The sequence below is a fragment of the Anabaenopsis sp. FSS-46 genome, from assembly GCF_029891665.1.
Lineage (GTDB): Bacteria > Cyanobacteriota > Cyanobacteriia > Cyanobacteriales > Nostocaceae > Anabaenopsis > Anabaenopsis arnoldii.
The window spans coordinates 1-11,093 of record NZ_JANQDG010000034.1 but is presented as its reverse complement, the minus strand read 5'-3'; the positions used below and the strand labels follow the sequence as shown (position 1 = coordinate 11,093).

Annotated in this window: 8 protein-coding genes; 6 read left to right on the top strand and 2 right to left on the bottom strand. The window is 43.2% G+C overall.

What is annotated here, in order from left to right:
* Positions 1-334 precede the first annotated feature (334 nt).
* From NWP21_RS03350 to NWP21_RS03330, 5 genes are all read left to right on the top strand, one after another.
* A complete protein-coding gene (locus NWP21_RS03350) occupies positions 335-655 on the top strand; it encodes a DUF6825 family protein (RefSeq protein ID WP_280791612.1) in 321 nt (106 codons plus the stop codon).
* A gap of 108 nt (positions 656-763) precedes the next feature.
* Entirely contained in the window at positions 764-2,449 is a 1,686-nt protein-coding gene (locus tag NWP21_RS03345; protein WP_280791611.1) for an AarF/ABC1/UbiB kinase family protein, read from the top strand.
* Between the two features lie 15 nt (positions 2,450-2,464).
* Positions 2,465-3,190 carry a Stp1/IreP family PP2C-type Ser/Thr phosphatase gene (locus NWP21_RS03340; protein WP_280791610.1) on the top strand — a complete coding sequence of 242 codons (726 nt, stop codon included), beginning with the start codon at positions 2,465-2,467 and terminating at the stop codon, positions 3,188-3,190.
* 625 nt (positions 3,191-3,815) lie between these two features.
* Positions 3,816-4,013: an NblA/ycf18 family protein gene (locus NWP21_RS03335; RefSeq protein ID WP_271733994.1), complete on the top strand. Its 198-nt coding sequence runs from the start codon at positions 3,816-3,818 to the stop codon at positions 4,011-4,013.
* A gap of 964 nt (positions 4,014-4,977) precedes the next feature.
* Positions 4,978-7,872 carry a DUF1156 domain-containing protein gene (locus tag NWP21_RS03330; RefSeq protein WP_280791609.1) on the top strand — a complete coding sequence of 965 codons (2,895 nt, stop codon included), beginning with the start codon at positions 4,978-4,980 and terminating at the stop codon, positions 7,870-7,872.
* A 41-nt stretch (positions 7,873-7,913) separates the two neighbouring features.
* Here the strand turns inward: NWP21_RS03330 and NWP21_RS03325 are convergent, their stop codons facing one another.
* Together NWP21_RS03325 and NWP21_RS03320 are read right to left on the bottom strand one after the other, a co-directional pair.
* Entirely contained in the window at positions 7,914-9,140 is a 1,227-nt protein-coding gene (locus NWP21_RS03325; RefSeq protein WP_280791608.1) for an anhydro-N-acetylmuramic acid kinase, read from the bottom strand.
* A gap of 88 nt (positions 9,141-9,228) precedes the next feature.
* Positions 9,229-9,351 carry a hypothetical protein gene (locus NWP21_RS03320; RefSeq protein ID WP_280791607.1) on the bottom strand — a complete coding sequence of 41 codons (123 nt, stop codon included), beginning with the start codon at positions 9,349-9,351 and terminating at the stop codon, positions 9,229-9,231.
* Positions 9,352-9,359: 8 nt separating this feature from the next.
* Between NWP21_RS03320 and NWP21_RS03315 the strand changes: the two genes are divergently transcribed.
* Positions 9,360-10,817 carry a protein adenylyltransferase SelO family protein gene (locus NWP21_RS03315; protein ID WP_280791606.1) on the top strand — a complete coding sequence of 486 codons (1,458 nt, stop codon included), beginning with the start codon at positions 9,360-9,362 and terminating at the stop codon, positions 10,815-10,817.
* The last annotated feature ends 276 nt before the right edge of the window (positions 10,818-11,093 follow it).

Below are 11,093 nucleotides of genomic sequence, written 5' to 3'. Positions count from 1 at the left end.
TTACTCAGTTTCAACTTTGTTTTAATGGATAAAAGCATTGCTCGACCTCAACACTGTGTAATGTCTTGACTGACACCCCAATTTTCTTTGCAAACTCATGAGGTTTAAACATAAATACACTTATAGGTTTGTAGATAAGTGTATAGGTTTGTCTATTTAATTATCAACTAGGCTACTACTCAATAAATGGTGAGTTAATAAGATTTACGCGTGTTAATAAAATATTTTACAATTAGTTACACGTCTTGATTTTCAAATTTCTCGCTATTTAACAGCAGCACTAAAGCAGAGAGGCAAGTTATAATTTTCTTGCGGAGCAACGTAACAAAAATTTATGAATAACCCTCTTGTACAAGCCTTTTTTGTAGGCAGAGCTGTAGCAGAAGTAATTAATGAGCGCCTAGAAGTGGCTATAACCGACGCTTTGAGCGATTTGGGCAAATTCGATGCCCAAGCCAGAGAGCAAATGCGCCAGTTCACAGAACAGGTCTTAGAACGGGCAAATCGGGCAGCTGAAGCCGCTGGTCACAGCACCCCAGGTTCTGGGTCTTCTGGTGCTGATGCTGTGGATGTCCAAGCCACCATTGACGAACTCAGGGCAGAAATTGCCCTCTTGCGTAATGAATTACAGCGTTATCGCAGTAGTTCTGTATAAACTTCCTGATTAGTCATGATTACATGACAGTGGCTGGTCAATATTTCAGGATTCAGTGTGTCTTTTCATTCAGGTGATTTGGTTAACAACCAACGGTACACAAAAAATATGGAAACAGGTTATTCAGATCAGGCATACCGTTGGAATCGGGAAAATTACTCTAGTAGACGGCGCTTTGTAGACATCTGGTCTTTCGTCTTGACCTTAATGTTCAAACTCTGGCGGTACAACAAATCCTGGAGTTACCCCGGCGGTATCACTGAGGAAAAGCAAGCTGCTAGACGCAAAGCCCAAGCAGTCTGGATTCGTAATACCCTGTTGGACTTAGGGCCAACTTTTATTAAAGTCGGGCAGTTATTTTCTACCCGTGCTGATATATTCCCCGGCGAATATGTAGAAGAGTTGGCTAAGTTACAGGACAAAGTACCAGCATTTAGTTATGAGCAAGTAGAAACCAGTATTGAGCAAGAATTAGGTAAGAAAATTCCGGAATTATTCCTGGATTTTGAACCTATTCCCCTGGCGGCTGCTAGTTTGGGCCAAGTACACAAAGCTGTATTGCACACCGGGGATGTGGTGGTGGTGAAAGTACAGCGCCCTGGACTCAAGAAGCTGTTTGAAATCGATTTACAAATTCTCAAGGGTATTACCCGCTACTTTCAAAACCACCCCAAATGGGGACGGGGGCGAGACTGGCTAGGGATTTACGATGAGTGTTGTCGTATTCTTTGGGAAGAAATTGATTATCTCAATGAGGGTCGCAATGCTGATACTTTTCGTCGCAACTTTCGCGGCTATGAATGGGTAAAAGTACCTAGAGTGTATTGGCGTTATGCTTCACCTAGAGTGTTGACTTTAGAATATGTCCCCGGAATTAAAATTAGCCAATATGAGGCTTTAGAAGCTGCGGGTTTAGATCGCAAGGTGCTAGCACGTCAGGGCGCTCAAGCTTACTTATTACAATTGCTTAATAATGGCTTTTTCCATGCTGATCCTCACCCCGGAAATATTGCGGTGAGTCCTAATGGCGATTTAATTTTCTACGACTTCGGCATGATGGGACAAATTAAGTCTAATGTGCGTGAAGGACTGATGGAAACGCTGTTTGGAATCGCTCAAAAAGATGGCGATCGCGTGGTTCAATCTCTGATAAATCTAGGAGCGATCGCACCTACAGATGACATGGGTCCAGTACGGCGTTCTGTCCAATATATGTTGGACAATTTCATGGACCAACCCTTTGAAAATCAATCAGTGTCCGCCATCAGTGACGACCTGTATGAAATAGCCTATAATCAGCCATTTAGATTTCCCGCCACCTTCACTTTTGTCATGCGAGCCTTTTCTACTCTGGAGGGGGTAGGTAAAGGCTTAGATCCAGAGTTTAACTTTATGGAAGTTGCCCAACCATATGCCATGCAACTAATAACAAATATGAATGGTTCTGATAATAACAGCTTTATCAATGAGTTAAGTCGGCAAGCAGTGCAAGTTAGTAGCACTGCATTGGGGTTACCCCGGAGATTAGAAGATACATTGGAAAAATTAGAACGCGGAGATATGCGTGTGCGTGTGCGTTCTATAGAAACGGAGCGTTTACTCCGAAGACAGAGTAATATTCAACTAGGCACAACCTACGCCCTAATTATCAGTGGATTCACTCTTTCGGCTACAATTTTATTAGTTAATCGTTATGTATGGCCGGCGGTGCTAGCTGGTTTGATTGCAGCCGCAGTCTCAGTTATAATGATTCGCTTGCTTTCACGCCTCGACCGTTATGACCGGACATATTAATTGTGCTCAAAAATTATGAAACTTAACTTCACGGGTTCTAGCGATCCGGGACTTGTTCGTTCTAGTAACCAAGATGCTTTCTATGTCGACCCTGATGGGCGATTTTTTATTGTTGCTGATGGTATGGGGGGACACGCAGGGGGTGAGGAAGCCAGTCGCATCGCCACCGACGAAATAACAGGGTTTTTACTCTCCCAATGGAATAGCGATCAACCCACTCCCAAATTGTTAGAAAATGCCCTATGGCAAGCAAATAAAGCCATTTTAGAGGATCAACAACAGCATCCTGAACGCTCTGATATGGGTACTACTGCTGTGGTGGTGATTTTTCGCCCCTCAGATTCCCCTTGGTGCGCTCACGTTGGTGATTCCAGGTTATACCGGTTTCGAGAGTCCCAATTACAACAGGTGACTGAAGACCATACATGGGTGTCTCGGGCTATTAAGTTCGGTGATATTACTGAAGAGGAAGCTCGAAGTCACCCCTACCGCCATGTATTATCTCGTTGTTTGGGCAGAATAGACTTACATCAAGTTGATATCCAACCCCTAGATGTTCAATTGGGCGATCGCCTGTTAATATGTAGCGACGGACTCACCGAAGAACTGAATAATCAGCAAATTGCGGATCACCTCCGCCACTCTCCCGAACTAAAAACAGCTTCTCATGGGCTAATTACAGCCGCCAAACACCAGGGTGGACATGATAACATCACGGTAGTCATGGTGTCTGTAGAATAGTTAAGATTGGCAATTTTGGATTTTCCTCACCCCAAATGACTGAAAATCCTCAATTGCTGTTCCGGCTTCTCAACACAGAGTTTAGAGTACGCTCAACAAGAGCAACTGTATTACTATTTTTCCGGGTTTTTCACTACTTTTCCAGAAATTTGTTCAGTCTGAGCATTTTTATGCTTGACAAATTGATAAAAATATTTTTAACCTCCAAATCTACCTCTTGGGGGTTGCTATTAAACCGGGTTAATTTACTTGTTGCACATAATCATATATGGCGAATATAATTCACAGTTAATAACTTAAGGTTTCCTACTCCTCTGTCAGCAAATCCCCACAGGATCTGCGACAATGAGTACACTGTCAACCAATGTATGGCCGATGCTACCTCAAAAGCCATTATCTGCCCCAGTTGCCTTGGGTATACCTAGGTTATACATCCCCTAGCCTAAATAAATGCAAGACATCAAAATACAAACCCTACCCATAAGGATGTGGGCAATTCTGCAAACAATTGTTATCTTTCTTAATATACAGGTACAAATGTGTAATCACTACTGAATTTTAATTATACATTTGCTAATTCTGTAATTGAGATCAATTTTACCCGTTCTCTTTCTCGGAGTTTAATATGAACCAACCCATTCAACTATCTTTGGAACAGCAATTCAGCATCCGCTCTTTTGCTACCCAGGTACACAACATGAGTCCTGACCAAGCAAAAGACTTTTTGGTTAAGCTTTATGAGCAGATGATGGTCAGGGAAGCAACTTACCAAGAGTTGCTCAAGCATCAATGGGGCTTAGATTCAGGTTCCACTATGGCATAGAGTAGTTAATGTTTGTGTCCCAGTGGACGACCTCCTTCTCTTGCTCAGTTCCAGGAAGGAAAGGATCTGGGGATGATGGGGCGTCAACTTAAACAAAGTACCTTACTTGATGTCGTAGGATTATATATCAAGTGGGCGATTTTCTTAACTCACTTATGTCAATGCTTGTCAACATAAGTATAGTTTTGTCTCTAAAATAGTCAGCTTAGGACTAGCTCCAAGAATTGGATTGATTTAAATTATGATTCCTCTAGCTTCCATGTAGCCTCATAGCAGGTTACCGAAGGGTAGATTTTACCTATTCGGTGCCAAACAACTACAACTATGGAATATAACCCCTCTTCAATTGTCAAGGTGCAGATCGCCGTTCTTACACAGGTTGATTACCCTTCCTGTTTTTTTGTTTTCCCACAATACCATCTCACTACTGGCTCAAGCCCTTTAATTGGTTCTCATCCCCACACATAAACCACAAAACACTCAACTACGTTGCTGTTTTTGGTGGGTTTTGCAACCTATGCTGGACAACAGCCAAGTTAATTAAGGCATTCTTGAGTTTTAAAAGTTTCACACTTCGCGGTGCGCTGCTTCTAAGAGGATTCATGCCATGGCTTTCATTAGCTTTTGATTTGGTTATTAAACCAGTTCCTCCTAATGTCACTCATCCCAATTCTATATTTTATGAATCAACCTGACAACTAAATATAGATTCTTCTTAACAAAGTTTTACATTGTTGAGACTCCCCTGAGTTTCCATCAAAGATAGAGTCCCCAGCTACCTTTCTTAATATATTTAGGGAACCATTCAAGTCTGCTGAATATATTTTCCCAGACTTAGACCTAAATAAACCTCTCTTGATTCTTTTACCTAAAGACCTTTAAATGTAAACAACATCCCCACTCAAGTTAAAATAACTAACAATATTTAAAACTCCCTGGGTAAATTCTTCTGTGTGCCATCATAATGAAAAAAAAATTAATAGAAGTCGCCCTACCCTTGGAAGCCATCAACCAAGAATCAGCCAGGGAAAAATCCATTAGACACGGACATCCTTCTACACTACATTTATGGTGGTCAAGAAAACCCACAGCCACTTGTAGGGCGGTATTATTTGCTTCCTTAGTAGATGACCCATCTAGTCACCCCGATAAATTCCCCACAGAAGCAGATCAAGCACAAGAAAGACAACGGTTATTTGATATCATTGGTAAAATTGTTACCGTTGACAAAAAAGGGAAACCGGAGCAGGTAGTTAAGGGTTTAGTCTCTTGGGATAGTATCAATAACCGGGAAATTATCGAAACCGCCCAAAAAGAAATCGCCCGTTGTTTAGCCTGGAGTCGCAACGAAACACCACCCACAGACACCGCAGAAGTACGTACATATTTACAAAACTATGCACCTCCTGTTTATGACCCCTTTTGTGGTGGTGGTTCCATACCCCTAGAAGGACAACGCCTAGGTTTAGTCGCCCATGGTAGTGATATTAACCCTGTCGCCGTATTAATTACTAAAGGCTTAATTGAAATTCCCCCCAAATTTCAGAATCAACCCCCCGTCAACCCAGAAGCGCAAACAAAGTTAAAAGCCCTCCAATGGTACGGCGCGCAGGGGTTAGCAGCCGACGTGGGCTATTATGGCGAATGGATGCGAAACCAAGCTTTTAAAACTATTGGCCATTTATACCCCAAGGTGAGTTTACCCCTGGAGCATGGCGGTGGGGAAGCAACCGTAATTGCTTGGTTGTGGGCGCGGACTGTGAAATGTCCTAACCCCGCTTGTGGGGCGCAAATGCCCTTAGTAAATTCCTTTAAATTATCCACCAAAAAGGGTAAACAAGCTTGGGTAGAACCTGTAATTGATAGCAGTCACCAACCCCCCAGGGTGAGTTTTACAGTCAAAACCGGGGAAGGAACAGCACGGGAGGGAACCGTTAACCGCAGAGGGGCGATGTGTATTTGTTGTAATACACCAGTACCCTTTGACCACATCCGCCAGGAGGGGAAAGCAGGAAGAATGCAGACTCAGTTAATGGCTATTGTAACGGAGGGTCAAAAGCAACGCCTGTATATTCCCCCCAATGAGGAGCAGATCAAAGTGGCTTTGTCAGCAGAGCCACAATGGAAACCAGACAGTAACTTACCAGAACAAGCCCTTGGTTTTCGTGTGCAATTATATGGAATGACCCAACACGCTGATTTATTTACCCCCCGTCAGCTTGTCGCCTTAACCACCTTCAGCGATTTAGTCAGGGTCGCCAGAGAACAAGTCAAACTTGATGCTCTAGCTGCGGGTATCCCAGATGATAACTTACCACTTTCCCAGGGGGGTATGGGTGCGACGGCTTACGCCGATGCTGTCGCCACTTATTTAGGGTTTGCAGTTGATAAATTAACGGATTATTGTTCTAGTATATGTAGTTGGCATTCAGGGCGTGATACGATCCGAAATACATTCGCCCGTCAAGCTATTCCCATGACCTGGGATTTTGTAGAAGCTAACCCCTTAAGTGATTCTACAGGTAACTTTGGCGGTGCTGTTGATTGGATATCAGCAGTCATAGAATTAAGAAATACCGACACCCCCGGCTTAGTTAAACAACATAATGCAGCCCAAAAATTACATTTAAACTCTCCGGTCATCTCCACAGACCCCCCATACTACGATAACATTGGCTATGCAGACTTAGCAGACTTCTTTTATATCTGGCTGCGCCGTTCCATTGGCAAACTTTACCCACAAATTTGCAGTACCTTACTAGTACCCAAAATAGAAGAACTAGTCGCCACCCCCTACAGATTTGGCGGTGATAAACAACAAGCTAAAGAATTTTTTGAAACTGGTTTAGGTGCAGCTTTTAGGAGAATGCGAGAAACCGCAAATTCTGAATATCCAGTTACTATATACTACGCCTTTAAACAGTCAGAAACAGAAACCAGTCAAAATAACCAAAATGTCACCGCCTCCACCGGTTGGGAAACCATGCTAGAGGGTTTAATCCAAGCTGGTTTTACTATTGTGAGTACTTGGCCAATGCGAACAGAATTAAGTAACCGCAGCGTAGGTATTGGAACCAACGCCCTGGCCTCTTCCATTGTCCTTGTCTGTCGTCCCCGTCCAGAAACCGCCCCCTCCGTCACCCGTCGCCAATTTCTGCAGCAACTCAAGCGGGAACTCCCCGCAGCACTGGAAAAACTGCAACAAGATAATATCGCACCGGTGGATTTAGCCCAAGCTAGCATTGGTCCGGGTATGGGTATTTTCTCCCGTTACACTAAAATCCTAGACGCTGACGGTTCTGCTATGGCGGTACGTACGGCCCTACAATTCATTAATCAAATGTTGGATGAATACCTGACGGAACAGGAGGGAGAATTTGACCTAGAGACCAGTTGGGCTTTGATCTGGTTTGAACAACATCAATTTAATGAGGGAATCTATGGGGAGGCGGAAACTTTATCTAAAGCTAAAAATATCAGTGTTCAAGGGTTGGTGAATGGGGGTATTCTGTTTGCTGAAGGTGGAAAGGTGCGACTATTGCGCCGGGGAGAGTTACCAGAGAATTGCAACCCCATGGGGTGTAATTGGTTGATTACCCAACACCTAATCTACACTTTGGATAAAAAAGGAGAAACGGGCGCTGCTGCGGTATTATCTGAGTATAAGGGTGAGTGGGAAATCTTACGAGATTTAACCTATCGGTTATATAACATTTGTGACAAAAAAGGCTGGAGACAGGAGGCCACTGCTTATAACAGTCTGGTAATTTCCTGGGGGGAAATTTGTCGCCTAGCAGCTCAAAGCCGACCAGACACTCTACAGGGAGAATTGTTTTCAGATCCCCGACTTCTGGACTAACTATATTAGACTATCCCCCATACCGAAAGAAGTCGGGGATCTTAACCACACCCATTGTCTAAGAGGTTGTTTGATAAGTTTTCTTTCCCATATGCTCTTAAATGAATTTCTCCCAAAAGTATTTCGCTGGGTGCGCCGGTGGCTGATGGTAAGTTACCAGGAAGTCCCAACCGTCGCCAGTAGGCTAAAACGGCAAAAGCGATCGCCTCTTTAAAATCAGCATTTAAGCCCACCTCATCCGTAGTCAAAACCGACAGGGATGGCAGTAATAACTGTAACCTGTGTTTTAAATACAGATTGCGACTACCCCCACCACATAATAATACCTGCCGGGGCATTTGGGGTAAAAAACTCCGATAACTGTGAGCAATAGACCCAACAGTAAGTTCTGTGAGTGTCGCCAGTAAATCAGCTGGATTGAGTTGGTAGGGTTCAGCATCTTGCAAACATTGGTGTAAGTAAGCTACACCAAACAACTCGCGCCCCGTAGACTTGGGTGGGGGTAGATGAAAGTAATCTTGCTCTAGCCATTGTTCTACCAATGAGTAGCAAGGAACACCACTAGCAGCCCAATTGCCATTTTCATCATAGGACTGACCACCATCAGTTAAATATTCTACTGCCAAATCCAACAAACTATTTCCCGGGCCAGTATCCCAAGCGCGAATTTGGGAAAGCCAATCATCACCACGAGGGGGAAGGTAAGTGACATTACCAATTCCACCAATATTTTGAATGCAACGTCCCCCCACTGAATCACCGAGTAAAAAAGCATCAACTCTCGGTACAAGGGGCGCACCATGACCGCCAATATTAATATCCGCGTTCCGAAAGTTACTCACAGTGGTAATTCCTGTGAGATGGGCAATTATAGCACCTCGGCCTAATTGCAGACTGTAACCTAATGTAGTGTTAAATGCGTCTGTGTCTGCGGGTCGATGGTAAACAGTTTGACCATGGGAACCAATTAAACTAGCTGGTTGGTGACCGATTTGGATATCTTGAGCTGCTTGGGCAAAAGCACAGGCGATCGCATCGTCTATTTCTGCTAATTCTGCCATGGAAATGGCAACACCAGCGCCCACTGCTAATATTTTTTCTCTTAATTCAGCCGGATAGGGATATGTTTCCCCAGCGATTAAACCAACCTGTAAATCTAAATCACTACCAGAAATCTCCACCAATGCAGCATCTATACCATCTACGGAAGTACCGCTAATTAAACCGATCACGCGAGTAGGTACAGTAACTGTTTTAGTGGGATGCATTGGCAAAGATTCTTTTATGAATAGGAAGGCTGTAATTAATTTATACTACTTTTTCTGGGCTTTGCTCAGTGAAAATATGAATTGAGTTTTACGCAAGGGCGTAAAGGTTAAATTCACAGTCAGCTATTTTTTGATGTTTATGGGTAGTGATGTTGGTGGTAATACAGTTCACATTCACTGCGGTAGGATAAAAGGTAGAATCAATTAGCATTTCTCCCGATGAATCTAGCTGAAACCCCCAATAAGGAAAATTCTCATAATCCTTTTCTCACCCTCAACTACGAACCAGCATTAGAATCTTTGGGTGATGACTACTACGACGAGGTAATAGCAGCTGATTTTCCCCAACATATTTTACGCTGGCGCAATGATTCACTCTTACCGCTTTTGGGGCTAGACCCCCACGCCGTTACAGACAAGAATTTTATTAACGCCTTTGGTAAATTCCAGGAACGCCGACCATTATTAGCATTACGTTACCACGGTTATCAATTTGGTACATATAACCCTGATTTGGGTGATGGTAGAGGCTTTCTTTATGGACAAGTCCGGGGTGCTGATGGCCAGTTATACGACTTTGGTACTAAAGGTTCTGGTAAAACACCCTACTCTCGTGGTGGTGATGGAATGCTGACACTTAAGGGCGGAGTCCGAGAAGTTTTAGCAGCAGAAGCATTACACCAATTAGGAGTACGTACCTCTCGCTGTTTGACCATGATTGAAACTGGTTTATCTCTGTGGCGGGGTGATGAACCTTCGCCTACACGGTCATCTGTCATGGTCAGGGTGAACAGTTCCCATATCCGGTTTGGTACTTTTGAACGTTTGCATTATTTCCAACGACCAGATTTAACTCAAAAACTTTTAGACCATGTAATTGAGTATTATTACCCCCATTTACAGCCCGAACTCAATCAATATGTTTTATTTTATGCCGAACTAGTCAAACGGGTGGCGCAACTAGTAGCCCAGTGGATGGCGGCTGGTTTTTGTCATGCAGTCCTCAATACTGACAATATGTCAATTACAGGGGAAAGCTTTGACTATGGCCCTTATGCTTTCATTCCTACTTATGACCCCTACTTTACAGCCGCTTATTTCGACTACTATAGACGTTACTGTTATAGCCATCAACCCAGTATTTGTCAATTGAATTTAGAACTGCTTCAGGAACCATTACAAGCAATCATTGACAAAACAGAAATGGATTCAGCCCTAGGAAAGTTCAATAAGTATTATCAAGATGAATACCGCTCGTTAATGTTGAAAAAGTTGGGTTTTGAGCAGTTAGATTTACCCGCAGCAAATGAACTCTTAAATTTAACAATTCAATTCTTACAAGATAGCCAAGTTGGTTATCACCAATTTTTCTGGGAAATAACCCGGACTTTTACTGCTAAATGGCGAGATGAGCCAGAGATGGTCATGAACGGTGCAGATGTTATCCCGACATCAGGTGCATCACAGATATTTGAGAACTGGTGCTTACTGTATCATCAAATTCTCAGTTCTTTGGATCTAGAGCGGATGCCTATAATTGCTCAAACCCTCGCTGAGAATAATCCCCAGACGGCTTTATTAAGACCAATTATTGAATCAGTTTGGGAACCGATCGCCCAAGAGAATAATTGGCACCCGTTTAATGATTTGGTGCAAAAAATCCAATCAAAAGGTTAGAGGTTGTTTGGTAAGTTTTCCGCAGGTAATTTTTATCTTAGGGAACAGGGAACACACAAAAAACAATCAAATCCAGTCCCCTCCCCTTACAAGGACAAGACAAGGTGGACAAGGTGGACAAGGTGGACAAGGTGGCCAGGGAGAAAAACAGTACAAAGTCTGTATTCTTAGTAAGAAAAATAGCCCATTAAAAGACCATTGTCCGGATAAAATCTTCCTTGTCCACTTTCCTTCCTTGTCTTCGGTAGTCTTGCCTTCACAGATCATATTAAAAAC

Bases quoted from the DNA above. Each gene is read 5' to 3' on its own strand.
- NWP21_RS03330 (WP_280791609.1), top strand. From the start codon at position 4,978: ATGAAAAAAAAATTAATAGAAGTCGCCCTACCCTTGGAAGCCATCAAC.
- NWP21_RS03325 (WP_280791608.1), bottom strand. From the start codon at position 9,140: ATGCATCCCACTAAAACAGTTACTGTACCTACTCGCGTGATCGGTTTA.
- NWP21_RS03320 (WP_280791607.1), bottom strand. From the start codon at position 9,351: ATGCTAATTGATTCTACCTTTTATCCTACCGCAGTGAATGTGAACTGT.
- NWP21_RS03345 (WP_280791611.1), top strand. From the start codon at position 764: ATGGAAACAGGTTATTCAGATCAGGCATACCGTTGGAATCGGGAAAAT.
- NWP21_RS03350 (WP_280791612.1), top strand. From the start codon at position 335: ATGAATAACCCTCTTGTACAAGCCTTTTTTGTAGGCAGAGCTGTAGCA.
- NWP21_RS03340 (WP_280791610.1), top strand. From the start codon at position 2,465: ATGAAACTTAACTTCACGGGTTCTAGCGATCCGGGACTTGTTCGTTCT.
- NWP21_RS03315 (WP_280791606.1), top strand. From the start codon at position 9,360: ATGAATCTAGCTGAAACCCCCAATAAGGAAAATTCTCATAATCCTTTT.
- NWP21_RS03335 (WP_271733994.1), top strand. From the start codon at position 3,816: ATGAACCAACCCATTCAACTATCTTTGGAACAGCAATTCAGCATCCGC.